We start from the raw sequence: 18,257 nt of genomic DNA, 5'->3' as shown, positions 1-18,257 counted from the left end.
CTCGGTTTTTCCTTGGAAAGATCGGGTGCGACGATCCCAAAACCTAAATGACCGGCGTCAGAAGCAAGCTGACGCCGGTTTTTTATTGGCCGGAGCCGTGGCGGTGCGATCCGTCCGGATTGGCTGCCATCAGAAGGTTGAGCGCGGTTCTCCCTTCTCCCCTTGTGGGAGAAGGTGTCGCCGAAGGCGACGGATGAGGGGTGTTCCCGCTTGGCAATTTCCTTGAAATCGCCGCCGCCTCAATTCTTCCAGCACCCCTCAACCGTCTCGGCGCTGCGCGCCGATCCACCTTCTCCCACAAGGGGAGAAGGAGAGGTCCCCGCTTAAGGCTTGCGGATAAAGGCTGCACCCAGGATCGGCCCGGGCATGCCGTCCTTGCCGACCGACTGCAGCAGCACGGCGCAGCCGCCCTTCTTGGCGATCTCGCTCATCGGCAGTTCGTAGCGCTGCGCCTTGCCGTGCCACATGCCGGCGGTCTGGATGGTGGAGACGGCGTTCCAGTAGGTCATGCTGCGGCCGCTGTTTTCGCCCTTGCCGATCTTTATCGTCTGTGGCGGGTTGAAATAGACGATGACGACATGCGCGTCGGTGGGGCCGGTCACGGCGTCGCCGGCATCGATCATGACGCGATCGCTGGTCCGGCTGACCTTGATGCCGACGCGCATGCCTTCGCCGACCCTCTCCATGCGGGCCAGCGCGCCGTCGACTTCCTCGCGGCTGGCGCCGTTGACATGGCTGCGGCCGTTTATGACGGCTTGCGGGGTGTAGACGGAACGACTGCCGAAGGCGCGCATATACTCGTATTGCCGCTCGGTATTTTCCTTGCGGCTCAGCGTGTCCTGCCAGCCGAGGTAATCCCAATAATCGACATGATAGGCGAGCGCGACGATGTCCTCCTTGGCGGCAAGCTCGGCGAAGAGTTCGTCGGCCGGCGGACAGGAGTTGCATCCCTGGCTGGTGAAGAGCTCGACGACGCCTAATGGCTTGTCAGCTGGCTCGGCAAGGGCCGTGCCGGCAAACGCCGAGAGGGCCAGCGCAAGGGCCGCAAGCCGCAATGGTCTTCGAGATGGCATGGCCGTTCCGATCCCGCCGGTGACGCCGGCTTTGTTCTGGTTGTCGAAATATGTGGCAGAAGCGGCAGTCAACGGGAAGTCACGTTGCGGTGAAATTTTGCCGTTGCAACCGCTGGCAAGGGCGCAATAGGTGGACTTGCACTTCACGATGGAAGCGATTCGGGCGGCAATCAGCATGTGGCAATCTCTCCTGGCGCCGGTCGACCTCTATTGCGAACGGACGGGGCCGGAATTCTGGGCCGAACCGCTCAATGCGCTGAGCAATCTGGCTTTTTTTGCCGCCGGGCTATGGGGTGTCTGGCAGGTGCGCAAGCGCGGCACCGGCACCTTCGCCGAAGTGCTGGCCTGGTGGGTGGTGGCGATCGGCGTCGGCTCGTCGCTGTTCCACACCTTTGCCACAAGGGCAATGATCCTGGCCGACGTGCTGCCCATTGCAGGGTTCACGCTGGCCTACACGCTGTTCAACCTGCGACGTTTTCTCGGCATGAAATGGGGCAAGGCGATCGCCATTTTCGTTGCCTTTTACGCCGTTGCCGGGCTGGTGACCTTTGCCGTGCCGGACTGGCTGCGCCAGGCGTCGAACGGGACGACCGGCTATCTGCCGCCGTTTCTGGCGCTCGCCTTCTTCGGCGCCTGGGTGGCGGCCAGCGGCAATCGCGCCGGCTGGTACAATCTGGCGGGTTCGGCGATCTTCGTCGTGTCGGTCATCTGCAGGATGATCGATCCGCTGGTCTGCGGCGGCTTTCCGCTCGGCACGCATTTCCTGTGGCACATATTCAACGGGCTGATGCTCGGCGTGCTGCTGGCGGCGACAGCGCGGTTTGGAAAGCCGGGAATTGGGGGAATAGGGCAGTAGGGGAATAAGTCGCTTCTCCTTGCTTCACCCTACTGCCCTACTCCCTTATTGCCCTACTCCCTTAAGCGGCCAGATCGCGCAGCACGTATTGCAGGATGCCGCCATTCTTGAAGTAGTCGAGCTCGTCCAGCGTATCGATGCGGCAGATGATCGGAACCTCTTTGACGCTGCCGTCGCCGTAGGTGATCCTGGCGATCATCTTCTGCCGCGGCTTGATGTTGCTCAGTCCGTCGATTTCGACCAGTTCGTCGCCCTTGAGGTTGAGCGAGGCCCATGAGGTGCCTTCCTCGAAGACGAAGGGGATCACGCCCATGCCGACCAAATTGGAGCGGTGGATGCGCTCGAAGGACTGGGCGATGACCGCGCGGACGCCCAGCAAATTGGTGCCCTTGGCCGCCCAGTCACGCGACGAGCCGTTGCCATATTCGACGCCGGCGAAAATGACCAGCGGCACGCCTTCCTTCTTGTAGCGCATCGCGGCGTCGTAGATCGATTCCTCTTCTTTCGAGGGGTAATGGATGGTGTAGCCGCCCTCGCGGCCGTTCTCGCCCAGCATATGGTTGCGGATGCGGATATTGGCGAAGGTGCCGCGCATCATTACCTCATGATTGCCGCGGCGTGTGCCGTACTGGTTGAAATCGGCGACGCCGACGCCGTGGTCGGTGAGATACTTGCCGGCCGGCGAGGCCGCCTTGATCGAACCGGCCGGCGAAATGTGGTCGGTGGTGATCTTGTCGCCGAACAGGCCGAGCACACGCGCGCCCTTGATATCGCCGATCTTGCCGAAGCCTGACTTCATGCCGGCGAAATAGGGTGGGTTCTGCACATAGGTCGAATTGTCGTCCCAGGCATAGGTCTGGCCTTCCGGCGCCTTGACATTCTGCCAGTACTCGTCGCCCTTGAAGACGTCGGCATACTTGCGGGCGAACAATTCGCGCGTGACGTTCTTCTCGATGAATTCCTGGATCTCGACCGAACTTGGCCAGATGTCTTTGAGATAGACCGGACTGCCGTTGCGATCGTCGCCGAGCGGCTCGGTGGTCAGATCTTTGGTCACGGTCCCGGCCAGCGCGTGGGCGACGACCAGCGGCGGCGAGGCGAGATAGTTCGCCTGCACGTCGGGCGAGACGCGGCCTTCGAAATTGCGGTTGCCGGACAAGACTGCCGCAGCAATCAAGCCCTTATCGTTGATGGTCTTGGAGATCGGCGCCGGCAACGGGCCGGAATTGCCGATGCAGGTGGTGCAGCCGAAGCCGACCAGGTTGAAGCCGATCTGGTCGAGCTCCTTCTGCAGGCCGGATTTCTCGAGATATTCGGCGACGACCTGGCTGCCCGGCGCCAATGAGGTCTTGACCCACGGCTTCTGCTTGAGGCCGAGCCGGTTGGCGTTGCGCGCCAACAGCCCGGCGCCGATCAGCACGCTCGGGTTCGAGGTGTTGGTGCAGGAGGTGATGGCGGCGATGACCACATCGCCATGGCCAAGATCGTAGTCCGTGCTCTCGACGGCATAGCGCTTGTCGATTTCGGCGGCCTTCCTGTATTCGGTCTCCATGGCCTTGGCGAAGCCGGCCGGAATGTCTTCAAGTGCGACCCGGCCTTCAGGCCGCTTCGGGCCGGCCATCGACGGGACGACACTGCCGAGATCGAGCTCCAGCAGGTCGGTGAAGACCGGATCGGCAGAGCCGGCATCGCGCCACAAGCCTTGCGCCTTCGAATAAGCCTCGACCAGGGCGATGCGGCTTTCGTCGCGACCGGACATTGTGAGATAGCGGATGGTTTCGCTGTCGACCGGGAAGAAGCCGCAGGTGGCGCCATATTCTGGCGCCATGTTGCCGATGGTGGCGCGATCGGCCAGCGTCATGTTGGACAGGCCCGGCCCGAAGAATTCGACGAACTTGCCGACGACGCCCTTCTTGCGCAGCATCTGCGTGACGGTGAGCACCAGGTCGGTGGCGGTCACGCCTTCCCTCAACCTGCCGGTGAGGTGAAAGCCGATGACTTCCGGCAGCAGCATGGAGACCGGCTGGCCGAGCATCGCGGCCTCCGCCTCGATACCGCCGACGCCCCAGCCGAGCACGCCAAGGCCGTTGATCATCGTGGTGTGCGAATCGGTGCCGACGCAGGTGTCGGGATAAGCGGTGGTCTCGCCATCTTCGCTGTTGGTCCACACGACCTGGCCGAGATACTCAAGATTGACCTGATGGCAGATGCCGGTGCCGGGCGGCACGACGCGGAAATTGCGGAACGCCTGCTGGCCCCATTTCAGGAATTTGTAGCGTTCCTCGTTGCGCTCATATTCAAGCTCGACATTGCGGGCGAAAGCCAGTGGCGTGCCGAATTCGTCGACGATGACCGAGTGGTCGATGACTAGATCGACCGGCACCAGCGGATTGATCTTTTGCGGGTCGCCGCCGAGCGAGGCCATGGCGTCGCGCATGGCGGCAAGGTCGACCACGGCTGGAACGCCGGTGAAATCCTGCATCAGCACGCGAGCCGGGCGATAGGCGATCTCGACGCCGGCGGTGCCCCGGTCAGTCAGCCAGCCGGCGACCGCCTGGATGCTCTCCTTGGTGACGGAACGGCCGTCCTCGTTGCGCAGCAGATTCTCCAGCAGCACCTTCATCGAATAGGGCAATTGGGCGATGCCGGTGAGGCCGTTCTTTTCGGCCTCGACAAGGTCATAGTAGATGTACTCGGCGCCGCCGGCGGTCAGCGTGCGGCGGCAATTGAAGCTGTCGAGTGATTTGGACACGTGCGATCCCTAACTGTCGGTTGCCGGAAGGGAACGGACGCCAGTGGGCATGCAAATCACGCGCAAAGGTGCGGGTACGGCCATTTCCGCTATCCGTTCCCAAGCGTCCGGGCCGTTCAAGGCGGCACGCGCGCTGGTTCGGCGCAAATTCGGTTCCCGTGCCGACCGCTGGCACGGATGATGCGGATATAGAGAATTTTCTGGAATAGTTCTAGACACGGATTCGCCATTTTTGCTGCGGCGCACCGAAGCCGCACCTGAACTTTCGGCGAAGGGGGACGGATGCGGCTGATCGCCGAAAATCTGGGCGGCGAACGCGGCGGCGAGACGGTATTTTCCGGCATCGAATTCGCGCTGGGGGATGGCCAGGCGCTGGTCGTCACCGGGCCGAACGGCGCCGGCAAATCGACGCTGCTCAGGATCGTCGCCGGACTGTTGCCAGTGGCGGCAGGCCGTGTGCGGTTCGAAGGTGGTGGCGAAGACTTTCCGTCGGCCGCCTCGGCGTGTCACTATCTCGGCCACCTCAACGCGATGAAGACGGCGCTGAGCGTTACGGAAAACCTGCGCTTCTGGCGCGATTTTTCGGGCGCCGGTTCCGCGGGTGTTGAAGAGGCGCTGGAGACTGTCGGGCTGGGCGGTATCGGCCATCTGCCGTTCGGCTACCTCTCGACCGGGCAACGCCGGCGAGCGGCGATTGCAAAACTGCTGGTCAGCCACCGGCCGTTGTGGCTGCTCGATGAGCCGACGGCAGGGCTGGACAAGGCTTCGGAGGAGAGATTCGGCGAATTGATGGGGAAGCACCTCGAGAGTGGGGGGATCGTGGTTGCGGCGACGCATTTGCCGCTGGGGATCGAGGGAAAGGAATTGAGGATGACCGGCTGATGTTGGCATTCCTTCACGCCCCCCTCTGTCCTGCCGGACATCTCCCCCTCAAGGGGGGAGATTGGCAGCTTCGTTGCTGCGCCCATCTTTCAACGATCGAGATTGGCGAAGGCAGTCGTGACAGCCAATCTCCCCCCTTGAGGGGGAGATGTCCGGCAGGACAGAGGGGGGTGCCCAGGCGAAAGCATCTCACATCATGCTAGCCCTCTTCCTGCGCGACATCCGCCTGAGTATCCGCGCCGGCGGCGGGGCGCTTACCGGCGTGATTTTCTTTCTCGCCGTTATCGCGACCATCCCCTTCGGCGTCGGTCCCGAGCTGAAGCTGCTGGCCCGCATCGGCCCGGCGATCCTGTGGATCGCCGCCTTGCTGGCCTGCCTGCTCGGCCTCGACCGGCTGTTCCAGGCCGACCGCGAGGACGGCTCGCTCGATCTTCTGGTGCTTGGCAACGACCGGCACATGCTGGCCTTGACCGTTCTGACGAAATGCCTGGCGCATTGGGCGGGAAGCGTGCTGCCGCTGGTCATCGCCGCTCCCTTGCTCGGCCTATTCATGAACATGGAGCCGACCGGCATCGGCGCCACGGCGTTGACGCTTCTGGTCGGCACGCCGGCGATCACCTTCATCGGTGCTGCCGGTGCAGCGGTGGCAGTGGCGTTGCCGCGTGGCGGGCTGCTGATCTCAGTGCTCGTGCTGCCGCTGACCATTCCCGTGCTGATCTTCGGCGTATCGGCAAGCTATGGCGCGGTGGCGGACCCCGATCCATTCCTGCAGCCCTTCCTCATTCTTGCCGCGCTGACCTTGTTTCTTGCCGTGCTCGGCCCTGTGGCGGCGGCGCTGGCGCTACGGCACGGAACGGATTGATGTGGCCGCTGCGCATAGAGAACCCGATCTTTCTCCAGACAATCTACGGCAACTATCCGGACCTGTCTTCCGTCGAGGTCACCAAGGCCGAAATCAATCGTGACGGGCCTAGCATGTACCTTTCCTTCATCTCGACCGTCCTCCCCTACCGGCCCCCCGCCAAATGGGCGGCGTTCAATGCCGTGTCTTTCGGGCTTGAGTTCATCGCGGTCGAATCGATTAGCCTTCGCAGTTCCGGAGCCATGGCTGGAGTGCAATCAGGATGTGGGATGACGCCGGTAGAATCCTGCTTACCTGCGAAGGGGCTGTCAGGCTGTCTCTGACGTGCCAATACATGCGTATCAAAAACATATCAGGTGTTTTGCGTTCGCAGTGACCTTCGGCTTGCGATAACCGCAAATCTGCCGCAGACCCGTTCATTGCGACAAACAGCCGGTGAGGCTATGAATTCCGCCGTGAGAAGCCTTGGATCGGGAAAATGAGCGTTCACGCCCTTTATGTCACGGCGGCGTATGCGATCACGGCCCTGGTGCTGGCCGGGCTGATCGGCTGGATTCTGCTCGACCAGCGCGGCCGCAAGCGAGAGCTTGCCGAGCTGGAGGCATCCGGCGTGCGCCGGCGCTCCGATAAGGCAGTAAAATCATGAGCACGGAAACCCAAACACCGGCGCGCCGCCGCCTGATCGTGCTGCTGCCGCTGCTGGTCTTTCTCGGGCTGGCGGGATTGTTCCTGGCGCAGCTTTTGTCCGGGCGCGACGTGTCGGAAGTGCCATCAGCGCTGATCGGCCTGCCGGCGCCGCAGACCAACCTGCCGGCGCTCGAAGGCACCAATTTGCCGGGCCTCGATTCAAAACAGTTCGCCGGCAAGGTGACGCTGGTCAACGTCTTCGCGTCCTGGTGCGCGCCGTGCCGCGAAGAGCATCCGGTGCTGCTGGCGCTGTCGCAGGACAGACGCTTCGTCATGGCGGCGCTGAACTACAAGGACCAGCCGGAAAACGCCCGTCGGTTCCTTGGCGATCTCGGCAACCCATTCCAGGCGATCGGCGTCGACCAGGCCGGACGCACGGCGATCGACTGGGGTGTCTACGGCGTGCCGGAGACCTTCGTCATCGGCAAGGATGGCAAGATCGCCTATAAGCATGTAGGGCCGCTGACGCCGGACTCGGCGCGGACGCTGCTGTTACCCGAAATCGAGAAGGCGCTGGCCATGCCGGGCTGATGGCCCGCCGTTTCGTCATGCTAGGGTCTTTGCTCCGCTTTGCGTCGCTACGCCCAAGGATGACGAACGTGGTAGGTCGACCGAAGACTCAGCCGTAGATCTGCTTGTGGACCTGGTAGAGCATTTCGCTGCGGTCGGCGCGCATATCGGCGAGGTCACGGCTGCTGAAGCTGTCGATTTCGGCGACGAGGCGGTTATAATGCCGGCGCTTGGCGATGCTGGCGCGAGCGCGGCTCATGAGGCTGTCGATGATCATAGCGAGTTTCCTTTTGTGCCGCGTTTCGCGGCCAGTTGTTCCTCCCTTGATCGATACGGAGCATGACATAGTTATGGTGCATTGCAAAAATAAGATGTTGCAATGCACCATTGCGCTGGGCGCATAGCCGGTTAACGGGATGTGACCTGCCGTCCGGGCCAGCATTCGCTTCCATAATGCTTCTGACGCATCATCGATCTTGCCATATCGATCGTGGGCTGGCTTGATCGCGCCTTGCCAAGCGACTGCTACCGGGAGGAACCATGGCCAGCGAATTCTACGAAGTTCTCGATCCGCGCTTTTCGCGGCTATTCAACGGCAATGCACAGGTCGACAGGCTGTTTACCGGCTGCCGATGGGCGGAAGGACCGGCCTGGTTCGCGGCCGGGCGCTATGTGGTCTGGTCCGACATCCCGAACAATCGCATGCTGCGTTACGACGAGACCGACGGCAGCGTCAGCGTGTTCCGTCAGCCGTCCGGCAATTCCAACGGCAACACGGTCGACCGGCAAGGCCGGCTGGTTACTTGCGAGCATTCCGGCCGCCGCGTCAGCCGCACCGAGCATGACGGGTCGGTAGTCACCATCGCCGACAAATGGCGCGGCAAGCGGCTGAACTCGCCCAATGACGCGGTGGTCAAGTCCGACGGCTCGATCTGGTTCACCGACCCAAGCTACGGCATCGATACCGATTACGAGGGCGACAAGGCCGAAAGCGAGATCGGCGCCTGCCATGTCTACCGAGTCGATCCCGGCACCGGCGAGACTGAGGCCGTGATCACCGACATGGTCAGGCCCAACGGGCTCGCCTTCTCGGTTGACGAGAGCAAGCTCTATGTCGCCGACACCGGCCGCACGCATGGTGCGCAAAACCCGGCGCACATCCGGGTGTTCAATGTCGACCAGGGCGGCAAGACGGTCTCAGGCGAAAAGGTCTTTGCCGACTGCACCGCTGGCCTGTTCGACGGTTTCAGGCTGGATGCGGACGGCCGCATCTGGACCAGCGCCGCCGACGGCATCCACTGCTACGATCCGGACGGGACGCTGATCGGCAAGGTCAAGGTACCGGAAGTCGTCGCCAATTGCGTGTTCGGAGGCAACAAGCTGAACTGCCTCTATATCGCCGGCACGACCTCGCTCTACATGGTCCGGCTCATGGTCAACGGCGCCAAAACCTACTGAGCGGCCGCCAAGCATATGCAAGGGAGGGAACCATGCCATTCGTGAATATCCGCCTGGTCAAGGAGGTGATTGCCGATGACCCGGCCGGCAAAAAGGCCGCGATCGCCGCCCAGGTGACGGCGGCCATCACCGGCGTCACCGGCCTGACCAACAACGACGTCTGGATAGTCTTCGAGGAGGTCGCTGCACGCGACTGGTTCGTCGGCGAGACCGACGTCGAGACGCGGAGGGGCAAGGGATAGTTCCCGGCACAGATTGGCCGCAGCTCCTAGCGTCGTCATCCCAGGGCGGAGCAGGAGCGAAACTCCGTCGCGGAGACCCTGGGATGGCGAAAGCACGGTCCGGCGTTCACCGCGAGCGGATGAACTCCGCGAAGGCGGATAGGGCATCGCGCATCGTCAGCCGGTTTTCCGGCTGCGATAAGATATCCTCCACCTCCGGCGGCCTCTTACCGAGCAGCGCGATTTCGAGCGCTGCTTCCTCATGGAGCGCGAAAGACATTGTCCGCATGACCTCGACCAGTGCGGCGCGGGCAAACAGCGAGCGCCGCGAGGCATGCACCAGCATGGCTGGCTTGCCAACGGCGGCATCGCGCGACACCAGCCAGTCAAGCGCGTTCTTCAGGCCGCCTGGCACACCGTGGGCATATTCCGGGCAGGAAACGATGACGCCGTCAGCGGCGGTGACCGCATCGATCAGCACTGCTGCTTGCGGCGGCGTCCGCTCGCCTTCGTCGTCGGGGTTGAAGATCGGCAGCCGCCCAAGCCCGTCAAAGACGCCGACATGGCAACCCGGCGGCGCGTTTCGCGCGAGCGCCGCGACCAGGGCCGAATTGGTCGAGGCGGCGCGCAGGCTGCCGGAGATGGCGAGGATGTTCAGCAAAGGAATGGAGACCGGCTTGGGCGATTCGTTGCCGATCACGCTACCACATGGTCTCCCTGTATTCCTCGTCCAGCCAGCGGTCGGTCGCCTCGGCCGAATCGGCGAGCGCCAGCTGGTCGCGCAGGATCTGGCCGAGCGTCGGCAGCGTCGCGCGGTCGTACCAGCTCTCCGGCTTCCACAGTTCGGAGCGCATGAAGGCCTTGGCGCAATGCATATAGGCGGCCTTGACCGTCACCACGACGACGCTTTGCGGTGCCTTGCCGTCGACCGCCAGCCGCTCACGCAATGCCGCATCGACGGTGATGCGGGCATCGCCATTGACACGCAGCGTTTCGTTCATGCCGGGAATGAGGAAGAGCAGCCCGATCGAGGGATTGAGAAGGATGTTCTCCAGCGTGTCGAGCCGGTTGTTGCCGGGACGGTCGGGGATGGCGATGGTCTTTTCGTCGAGCACTGTTACGAAGCCCGGCCTGTCGCCCTTGGGCGTCACATCGGCATTGCCGGCGCCGTCGGACGAGCCGATCAGCACGAAAGGGCTCTTGCCGATGAAGGAACGGCAGTGGCCGTCCAATGCCTTCAGTTCCTTGCGGATCGAGCCGTCAGTCGGCCGAGGCGTCTTGTAGATCGTCCTCAACTCGTCGCGTGTGGTGATGAATTCCATGCCCCTCTCCTCTTATTCTGACGCAATTCCCTAGGGAAAGCGCTACGCGCTTTTCCCGGGAAAACCGCTACACACTTTCCTGGAATTGCTCTATTTGCCGGCCTTCTCTTCCTTGCCGGTCTTGTCCTCGAGCGAATGGCGCAGGATCAACGGCATTTGGCTTAACGTGAAGACAAGGGTAATGGGAATCGTGCCCCAGACCTTGAAATAAAGCCAGGCTTCCTCAGAAAAGTTGCGCCACACGACCTCGTTCAGCGCAGCCAGAAAAAGGAAGAAGAGCCCCCATCGGAAAGTGAGCTTGCGCCAGCCTTCGGCGTCGAGATTGAAGGCGGAATCAAAGACATAGCCCAACAGCGATCTGCCAAACGCCAACCCGCCAAGCAACGTGATGCCGAACAGGCTGTTGATGATTGTCGGCTTCATGAAAGCGAAGGTCTTGTCCTGCAGCCACAGCGCCAGCGCGCCAAACACAAACACCACGATGGCCGAGACCAACGGCATGATCGGCCAGCTGCGCGTCAAAATCCACGAAACGCTGAGCGATAGCGCCGTCGCCACCATAAAGAACGCTGTGGCAATCAGGATAGGCTCGCCGATATGGCCGAGTATCGGAAACTTCCCGACAAGCCACGCACCGCGGATGGTGGTGAAAAAGAACACCAGGCCAGGCCCGAGTTCGAGCAGGAATTTCAGGCCGGGGTTCAATGCCTTGCGGCGCGGATCGGACAGGTCGCGTTCGAGGATGGGTGGGCTCATAGGGTCCTTCTTACGCATGATTCAATCCAAAAAGCCTGCAACTTTTTGGGATCATGCTCGTCAAGCCACGCCAGCGATCGCCCTGGCGAATTCGCTTGCGGAAAAGGGTTCGAGGTCGTCGACCTGTTCGCCGACGCCAATGAAATAGACCGGCAATTTATGCTTTGCCGCGATCGCCACCAGAATACCGCCGCGCGCCGTGCCGTCCAGCTTGGTCATCACCAGGCCGTTGACGCCGGCGACATTGCGGAAGATCTCGACCTGGTTGAGCGCATTCTGGCCGGTGGTGGCATCGACCGTCTGCAGCACGGTGTGCGGCGCTTCCGGATCGAGCTTGCCCAGCACCCGGACGATCTTTTCCAGTTCCGCCATTAGTTCGGTCTTGTTCTGCAGCCGCCCGGCGGTGTCGATGATCAGCACGTCGGAGCCGGCCTCCTTCGCGCGCTCGAATGCATCGTAGGCGAGGCCGGCGGCATCGGCGCCGAGCTTCGAGGCAATGACCGGCGAGTTGGTACGCTCGCCCCAGATCTTCAGCTGCTCGATCGCGGCTGCGCGAAAGGTGTCGCCGGCGGCGAGCATCACCGAGAGGCCGCCATCGGTGAGCTTTGCGGCGAGCTTGCCGATGGTCGTGGTCTTCCCGGTGCCGTTGACGCCGACCACCAGGATGACATGCGGCTTGTGGCTGAGGTCGAGCTCCAACGGCATGGCGACGTGGGTCAGCACCTTCTCAACCTCGGCCGCCATGATGGCCCGGACTTCGGTGTCGGAGACGTCCTTGCCGTAGCGGCTGGCGGAGAGCGCGTCGGTAACGCGCAAAGCCGTCTCCATGCCGAGATCGGCGCGGATCAGCACATCCTCCAGGTCCTGCAGCGTGTCCTCGTCAAGTTTCCGCTTGGTGAAGACGCCGGCGATGTTGCCCGACAACTCCTTGGAAGAGCGGGCAAGCCCGTCTCGCATGCGCTGGAACCAGGAGCGCCTCGGCGCCGGTTCGGGCGCCTTCTGCGGCTCGGCTTTCTGCTCGACCTTCTTGGTCACGGTGACTTTGCCGGGGGCGGGCTTTGGCTCCGGCGATGGTTGCGGAACGGCTTCTGGCTCGGGCGTTACCTCCCCCTCGATGGGAGGGTGGGGCGCCGGCACGACCTCCGGTTCGGGCGCGATCTCGGTCAAGATCGGTTTCGTCTCGGCCGGCGCTGGCTGGCGGATCGGGGGCGGTATTTCGGCGGGCGGGACTTCGCGCGCTGGCGCTGCTGAGGGAGCCTCGGTGGGCACTACCGGCACTTCGACGGGTGCAGGTTCTGGCTGGGAGGGGACGATTTCTGGCTGCTGCGGCTCGGCCCGGATCTCCTCCGGTTCCTCAGCAGGCGTTTCCGGCTCGGGTGGAACGGTCGGCGGCGGCTCAGGCTTCTGCGATTCCGGCGCCGGTTGGGGTGCCGGAGGCAACTCTGGTTCGACTGGCGGTGGAGGTACGGCTTCGACTTCGGGTCGCGACTCTTCGCGTTTCAAAAACTCCGGGACGGCCTGCTCGGCGGCCGGTTTCAGCGCCTCCAGTTCGTCCCATTTGATCGGCGGCAGCGGTGCGGTCTCGTCGGGCCGCTCCTCGACGACTTCCTTCTTGCCGAACGAAAATATCTTCTTGAAAAAACCAGCCATGTCTTGCGCTCTCAGGCGGCGCGGGCGGCAAGCGGCGCGGCGATCAGTCGGATACCGTCATGGCCGGCGATATCAGCCTCGACGATGTCGCCCGGAGCGCCGGCAGAGACCGCGGCCAGCGTAAACCCTTCGGTGCGGCCAAGGCCGTCACGCTCGACCAGGATCGACTGATGCGTTCCAGCGAGCGAGGCAAGATGGCGGCGATAGGCGGCCTCGCCGGCGGCGCGCAGGCGTGCCGCGCGTTGCTTGACGACGTCGCGGCGGAGCTGCGGCATGCGCGCGGCGGGCGTGCCCTGGCGCGGCGAAAACGGGAAGACGTGGAGATGCGTCAGGCCGCATTCCTCGACGATCTCCAGCGAGTTTTCGAACATGGCGTCCGTCTCGGTCGGGAAGCCGGCGATGATGTCGGCGCCGAAAACAATGCCGGGGCGCAGTTTGCGCACATCCTCGCAAAAGCGGATCGACTGGTCGCGGCTGTGCCGGCGCTTCATCCGCTTCAGGATCATGTCGTCACCCGATTGCAGCGATAGATGCAGATGCGGCATCAGCCTCGGCTCGGTGGCGATGGCGTCCAGCAGATCGTCGTCGGCTTCGATCGAGTCGATGGAGGAAAGCCGCAGGCGTTTCACGTCTGGCACCTGCTTCAGGATGGTCTTGACCAATTTGCCGAGCTTCGGTGCGCCCGGCAGATCGGCGCCGAAACTGGTCATGTCGACGCCCGTCAGCACGATCTCGGCATAACCATTGCCGACGAGTCGCTTGATCTGCTCGACCACGGCGCCCATAGGCACCGAGCGCGAATTGCCGCGACCGTAGGGAATGATGCAGAAGGTACAGCGGTGGTCGCAGCCGTTCTGCACCTGGACAAAAGCGCGCGCCCGGCCCTCGATGGCGTCGACCATGTGGGCGGCCGTCTCGCGCACCGAAAAGATATCGTTGACGCGCGCCTTCTCAGTGTCGTTGACGCCGAAATCCGGCAGCGCGCGATAGGAATGCGCCTTCAGCTTTTCCTCATTGCCGAGGACGAGATCGACCTCGTCCATGGCGACGAAATCCTGCGGGCCGGTCTGCGCGGCGCAGCCGGTAACGATGATGCGGGCAGCCGGGTTCTCACGGCGGGCTTTTCTGATCGACTGCTTGGCCTGGCGTACAGCCTCGCCGGTGACGGCGCAGGTGTTGAAGATGATGGCACCGCCTTCGAGCCCGCCGAGGCCCGCACTTTCGGCTTCACGCCGCATCACCTCGGATTCATAGGTGTTCAGCCGGCAGCCGAAGGTGACGACCTCGATACCCTTGTTGCCAAGAGGAGCCATCAGGCGGCGCTTTCGGTGTCGCGCGCCCACGCCCCGGTCGACGGATCGAAGCTGCCGGAAAATTCCCATTCGGCGGCACCGGTCAGGATGACGTGGTCGTCGTCGCGCCACAAAACATGCAGCGAGCCGTCGCCGGGCGTCATCAGCGTGACGCCGCGGCCGGTACGCCGGGTGCGGGACGCGGCGACCACAGCGGCGCAAGCAGCCGTGCCGCAGGCCTTGGTCAGGCCGGCGCCGCGCTCCCAGGTGCGGATGACCATGGTCTCCGGCGAAGTCACCTGCGCGATGGTGATGTTGGCGCGCTCGGGGAAGATCGGATGGTTTTCGAGCAGCGGGCCGAAGCGCTCGAGCTCGTACGACCAGACGTCGCGGTCGACCCAGAAGATGGCGTGCGGATTGCCCATCGAGACGACCGAGGGCGAATGCAGCACCGGGGCATCGATCGGGCCGATCTGCAGCTCGATCATGCGGGTGTCGCGGAATTCCTCGGCCAGCGGGATGTCCTGCCAGCCAAAGCGCGGCCTGCCCATGTCGACCGAGATCATTCCGTCGGCATGTTCCTCGGCATTGAGGATGCCGGCGACTGTTTCAAAGGCAAATGTCTTCTGGCCGGTCTCGGCGGCGAGCGCCTGGACGACACAACGCATGCCGTTGCCGCAGGCCTGCGCCCTGGTTCCGTCGGAATTCAAGATGTCGATGAAAAAGGCGGTGCCCGGCGTCCTGGGGTCGTGGATTGCCATGATCTGGTCGAACCTGGTCGCCGCATCGGCATTAAGCGCGACGGCTGCCGCAGGCGTCACGCGATCGGCACGGCCACGCATATCGGCAACGATGATTTCGTTGCCGATGCCGTTCATCTTGGCGAAAGGGGCCGCGCTTGCCATCGATCGAAAGGTCTCTTGCCGGTTTGGCGCCTATATGGCGGATAGCGGCAGAAATTACCAGCGCGGCGTGATTTTCAGGTCACCGCGAAGACGCCAAGCACGATCAGCAGGAAGATGATCAGCACGATGCCGATGAGGATGCGGGCGCCGGTGGCGGCGGCTCCGGCCAGTGCCGGCATGCCGAGCAGGCTCGCCGCGGCCGCGATAATCAAAAGAATGATGATCCACCTGATCATGAGATTACCTCGCAGCCGACAGGTTTGAACACGTACAAACGCTTCAGCGAGGCCTTGGGTTCCGCCGGCGGTGGCTGGGGCGGGTCGGAGAACCCGGCTGGGATATGCAGCTACGGATGCAATGTGTCATAGTATTGAATGATCCAAACGACGTGTTCGCTGGCACATGAGCTGCGGCCGGCGGATAGGAAAGTCGGGACTTGCATATTTGAGTCTCGACGGCTTGGTAAAATTTCCAATGACCGAGCGTTGGGACACAATCATTATTGGTGGCGGCCAGGCGGGGCTCGCCATGAGCTACTATCTTCAACAACATGAACGTGAGCATGTTGTGTTGGAACGCGCTCGTATTGCCGAACGCTGGCGGACGGAGCGTTGGGATTCGCTCCGATTTCAATTCATCAACCAGGCAATAGAGCTTCCTGGGCTTTCTTATCAGGGCCCCGAACCGGAGGGGTTCGCCCATCACACCGCTGTCACGCGATTCATCGAGCACTATGCGGCCAAAATTGCAGCTCCGGTTCGCCAGGGTGTCGAGGTCACGAGGCTCCGGCACAGGGATACCGGCGATTATGCATTGGAGACAAACACCGGCAGCATGAGAGCCCGCAATGTCGTAGTGGCGACGGGCCCGTTCCAGCGTCCGATGGTACCGGCGGCCGCAAGGGATTTGCCTCGATCCGTTTACCAGGTTCACGCCTCGAACTACCGCAGCCCCGACGAACTTCCCCCCGGAGCGGTGCTGGTGGTGGGCAGCGGCGCATCTGGAAGCCAGATAGCCGATGAGCTCCAGCAATCCGGGCGCAATGTCTATCTTTCGGTCAGCCCCCATCGTCGGGTGCCTCGGCGCTATCGCGGCAAGGATGTTTTGTGGTGGTTCGACAAAATGGGACGTTTCGAGATCACCATCGACAGTTTCCCGGAGCAGCGGTATCCCCCCTCGACGGTCGTAACCGGTGTCAACGGCGGTTACGATATGAACGTCCGCCGTTTTGCCCGCGATGGCGGAACGGTGCTGGGACGTGTGCTCGGATGCGCCGATGGAAAACTGTTGGTGGCCGCTGATGCCTTCCAGATATTAGCTGAAGCCGACAAATCCTATGACGATTTTGTTTCCGCTGCGGAGGCGTTGGCAGAGAAACGTGAAGTCTCGGACCATATCAGCGATGGCAATGAACATTCAGTAACCCCAATCCTGGCGGAAGTCGGCGGTGCCCGGTCAATGGATATCAGCAGCGAGAACGTCAGCTCGGTTATCTGGGGGACGGGATACCTCTTCGACTACAACTGGATAGATTTGCCAATTTTCGATTCGCGCGGTGCACCCGTTCAACAGCGTGGCGTGACGGCTTTTCCTGGCCTGTATTTTCTTGGCCTCCATTGGATGCATACCTTTGGCTCCGGCCTTCTCTCATATGTAGGCCGCGACGCCGCCCACATAGCCAGGTGTATGGAAGCCTTGGGGTCGCCTGCGCCGTCAGGCCGGTCGCCGGGCTAGACCGCCGGCACGTCCCAGACTTCGCCCGGCCGCAAGGCGCGAAAACGTTGCCGCGGCAGGCCGGCAGCATCGAGCGCTTCGCCGAGCTTTCTGGGCGGCTCATCGATCGGCTCGTTGGTGAGCCGGAACGTGCCCCAGTGACAGCCGGCGGCATAGGCGGCGTTGCACAAAAGCATGCCTTGCACCGCCTCCTCCGGATCCTGGTGATGTGGCGCCATGAACCAGCGCGGCTCGTAGGCGCCGATCGGCAGGATGGCGAGGCGGAACCCGCCGTGCTTTTGCGCCATCAGCCGGTAATTGATGCCACCGTGGAAGCCGGTATCGCCGGCGAAATAGATCTTTGCGTCGGGTGTCTCGACGACGAAACCCGCCCACAGCGCCATGCGCCGGTCGCGAGTACCGCGGGCCGACCAGTGGTGCACCGGCTCGACGTAGACGGCGACGCGATCGCCGATATCGACCCGGTCGCCCCAGTCATGCGCGGAAAGCCGCATACGGGGCACGGCAGCGCCGATGATCGTGTCGTTGCCGAGCGGCGTCAGCAGCAGCGGGTCGTGTCTTGTCTTCAGGCGCTTCAGCGTGGCGAGGTCGAGATGGTCGTAATGGTTGTGGCTGACCAGCACGAGGTCGATCGGCGGCAAATGCGAAAAGGCGATGCCCGGCGGATTGACGCGTTTCGGACCGGCGAAGGAGAGCGGCGAGACACGCCGCGACCAGACCGGGTCGGTCAGGATGTTCAGGCCGGCTGTCTGGACGAGCAGCGAGGAATGACCGACCATGGTGAGGCGCAGCGCAGAACCATCGATGCGCTCGACCGGTCTTGCCGGTGGAAACGGGCTCGGATCCGCCGCCGGCCATTTCGAGCGCTCGCGGCTCAATTGCCATTTCAACAGATCGGCAAAGCGACCCGGCGGCCGTCCGTTGGGATTGAAGAACAAGGTGCCGTCGAAATGATCGCTGGGCGGCCCGCTGTAATAGCGGTTGGCGGCTCTCTTTCTCGCGGCCAAGAAATCGGCTCCCTGCAGTTTGCTGATCCCAAGAGATAATGCCGGAGCCGGCCCGCACAAGCATTTGAGGTGAACGCCAAGGATTTGGCGCCAGCGCGCCGTATCGAATCAACCGGAGGTGTCGGCCAAACGGCCAAGGCGTAACGCAAGTTCAGGCAATGTGCATTTTGCGACAAATTTGCAACATTACCGGCGCAAACCGTATTTTAACCATATCGGGTTGAAATTTCGCCACCTTCTCCATCTTGGTGAGGGGGACATTGCGCGGACGGCACCCCCAGCCCGATCCG

Annotated in this window: 20 protein-coding genes; 9 read left to right on the top strand and 11 right to left on the bottom strand. The window is 62.8% G+C overall.

What is annotated here, in order from left to right; translation table 11 throughout:
* Window positions 1–323: 323 nt before the first annotated feature.
* Window positions 324–1,073, bottom strand: a complete 750-nt coding sequence (locus NKI17_RS16270) for a DUF1223 domain-containing protein (protein ID WP_031212721.1) — start codon at window positions 1,071–1,073, stop codon at window positions 324–326.
* Between the two features lie 175 nt (window positions 1,074–1,248).
* On the opposite strand from NKI17_RS16270, the gene NKI17_RS16265 reads away from it, so the two are divergent.
* The gene (locus NKI17_RS16265; protein ID WP_023679817.1) at window positions 1,249–1,929 is read left to right on the top strand and encodes a ceramidase domain-containing protein; all 681 of its coding nucleotides are present in this window, start codon (window positions 1,249–1,251) and stop codon (window positions 1,927–1,929) included.
* A gap of 61 nt (window positions 1,930–1,990) precedes the next feature.
* Here NKI17_RS16265 and acnA read toward each other — a convergent pair whose 3' ends face one another.
* Complete coding sequence (gene acnA, locus NKI17_RS16260; RefSeq protein WP_023679816.1) at window positions 1,991–4,681, bottom strand: aconitate hydratase AcnA; 2,691 nt, start codon at window positions 4,679–4,681, stop codon at window positions 1,991–1,993.
* Window positions 4,682–4,963: 282 nt separating this feature from the next.
* On the opposite strand from acnA, the gene ccmA reads away from it, so the two are divergent.
* From ccmA to NKI17_RS16235, 5 genes are all read left to right on the top strand, one after another.
* The gene (ccmA, locus tag NKI17_RS16255) at window positions 4,964–5,563 is read left to right on the top strand and encodes a heme ABC exporter ATP-binding protein CcmA (protein WP_352593772.1); all 600 of its coding nucleotides are present in this window, start codon (window positions 4,964–4,966) and stop codon (window positions 5,561–5,563) included.
* A 196-nt stretch (window positions 5,564–5,759) separates the two neighbouring features.
* Complete coding sequence (gene ccmB / locus NKI17_RS16250) at window positions 5,760–6,425, top strand: heme exporter protein CcmB (RefSeq protein ID WP_352593799.1); 666 nt, start codon at window positions 5,760–5,762, stop codon at window positions 6,423–6,425.
* Entirely contained in the window at window positions 6,425–6,748 is a 324-nt protein-coding gene (locus tag NKI17_RS16245) for an Imm50 family immunity protein (protein ID WP_352906329.1), read from the top strand. Before ccmB ends, NKI17_RS16245 begins: the two co-directional genes overlap by 1 nt.
* A gap of 155 nt (window positions 6,749–6,903) precedes the next feature.
* Window positions 6,904–7,071: a heme exporter protein CcmD gene (gene ccmD / locus NKI17_RS16240; RefSeq protein ID WP_352593774.1), complete on the top strand. Its 168-nt coding sequence runs from the start codon at window positions 6,904–6,906 to the stop codon at window positions 7,069–7,071.
* Window positions 7,068–7,643, top strand: coding sequence for a DsbE family thiol:disulfide interchange protein (locus NKI17_RS16235; RefSeq protein ID WP_352450188.1), 576 nt, complete (start codon window positions 7,068–7,070; stop codon window positions 7,641–7,643). Before ccmD ends, NKI17_RS16235 begins: the two co-directional genes overlap by 4 nt.
* Window positions 7,644–7,731: 88 nt before the next feature.
* Here the strand turns inward: NKI17_RS16235 and NKI17_RS16230 are convergent, their stop codons facing one another.
* Window positions 7,732–7,899 carry a hypothetical protein gene (locus tag NKI17_RS16230; protein ID WP_023721879.1) on the bottom strand — a complete coding sequence of 56 codons (168 nt, stop codon included), beginning with the start codon at window positions 7,897–7,899 and terminating at the stop codon, window positions 7,732–7,734.
* Between the two features lie 263 nt (window positions 7,900–8,162).
* Here NKI17_RS16230 and NKI17_RS16225 point away from each other — a divergent pair, with 263 nt between their 5' ends.
* Both NKI17_RS16225 and NKI17_RS16220 read left to right on the top strand, forming a co-directional pair.
* Window positions 8,163–9,080, top strand: coding sequence for an SMP-30/gluconolactonase/LRE family protein (locus NKI17_RS16225; RefSeq protein WP_352623541.1), 918 nt, complete (start codon window positions 8,163–8,165; stop codon window positions 9,078–9,080).
* Window positions 9,081–9,112: 32 nt separating this feature from the next.
* On the top strand, window positions 9,113–9,322 hold the full coding sequence (locus NKI17_RS16220; protein ID WP_352623539.1) for a tautomerase family protein: 210 nt from the start codon (window positions 9,113–9,115) through the stop codon (window positions 9,320–9,322).
* Between the two features lie 106 nt (window positions 9,323–9,428).
* On the opposite strand, the gene NKI17_RS16215 is transcribed toward NKI17_RS16220, so the two are convergent.
* The 7 genes from NKI17_RS16215 to NKI17_RS16185 form a co-directional block, all read right to left on the bottom strand.
* Window positions 9,429–9,962 carry an NADPH-dependent FMN reductase gene (locus NKI17_RS16215; protein WP_352692123.1) on the bottom strand — a complete coding sequence of 178 codons (534 nt, stop codon included), beginning with the start codon at window positions 9,960–9,962 and terminating at the stop codon, window positions 9,429–9,431.
* Between the two features lie 40 nt (window positions 9,963–10,002).
* Window positions 10,003–10,623: a pyridoxamine 5'-phosphate oxidase family protein gene (locus NKI17_RS16210; RefSeq protein ID WP_352456344.1), complete on the bottom strand. Its 621-nt coding sequence runs from the start codon at window positions 10,621–10,623 to the stop codon at window positions 10,003–10,005.
* Between the two features lie 90 nt (window positions 10,624–10,713).
* Entirely contained in the window at window positions 10,714–11,379 is a 666-nt protein-coding gene (locus tag NKI17_RS16205) for a septation protein A (RefSeq protein WP_023679806.1), read from the bottom strand.
* Between the two features lie 60 nt (window positions 11,380–11,439).
* On the bottom strand, window positions 11,440–13,029 hold the full coding sequence (gene ftsY / locus NKI17_RS16200; RefSeq protein WP_352906327.1) for a signal recognition particle-docking protein FtsY: 1,590 nt from the start codon (window positions 13,027–13,029) through the stop codon (window positions 11,440–11,442).
* 11 nt (window positions 13,030–13,040) lie between these two features.
* Window positions 13,041–14,342 carry a tRNA (N(6)-L-threonylcarbamoyladenosine(37)-C(2))-methylthiotransferase MtaB gene (mtaB, locus tag NKI17_RS16195; protein WP_031212717.1) on the bottom strand — a complete coding sequence of 434 codons (1,302 nt, stop codon included), beginning with the start codon at window positions 14,340–14,342 and terminating at the stop codon, window positions 13,041–13,043.
* Window positions 14,342–15,226 carry a diaminopimelate epimerase gene (gene dapF / locus NKI17_RS16190; protein ID WP_352570018.1) on the bottom strand — a complete coding sequence of 295 codons (885 nt, stop codon included), beginning with the start codon at window positions 15,224–15,226 and terminating at the stop codon, window positions 14,342–14,344. Before dapF ends, mtaB begins: the two co-directional genes overlap by 1 nt.
* 74 nt (window positions 15,227–15,300) lie before the next feature.
* Complete coding sequence (locus NKI17_RS16185; RefSeq protein ID WP_031195454.1) at window positions 15,301–15,462, bottom strand: DUF1328 family protein; 162 nt, start codon at window positions 15,460–15,462, stop codon at window positions 15,301–15,303.
* A gap of 238 nt (window positions 15,463–15,700) precedes the next feature.
* On the opposite strand from NKI17_RS16185, the gene NKI17_RS16180 reads away from it, so the two are divergent.
* The gene (locus tag NKI17_RS16180) at window positions 15,701–16,960 is read left to right on the top strand and encodes a flavin-containing monooxygenase (RefSeq protein WP_352906326.1); all 1,260 of its coding nucleotides are present in this window, start codon (window positions 15,701–15,703) and stop codon (window positions 16,958–16,960) included.
* On the opposite strand, the gene NKI17_RS16175 is transcribed toward NKI17_RS16180, so the two are convergent.
* Entirely contained in the window at window positions 16,957–17,967 is a 1,011-nt protein-coding gene (locus NKI17_RS16175) for an MBL fold metallo-hydrolase (RefSeq protein WP_352570016.1), read from the bottom strand. The genes NKI17_RS16180 and NKI17_RS16175 overlap by 4 nt on opposite strands.
* Window positions 17,968–18,257 lie beyond the last annotated feature (290 nt).

The organism is Mesorhizobium sp. M0816 (assembly GCF_040320005.1).
Classification (GTDB): Bacteria; Pseudomonadota; Alphaproteobacteria; order Rhizobiales; family Rhizobiaceae; genus Mesorhizobium.
The sequence above is the reverse complement of the archived record's forward strand: the minus strand, read 5'-3'. Positions and strand labels throughout refer to the sequence as shown.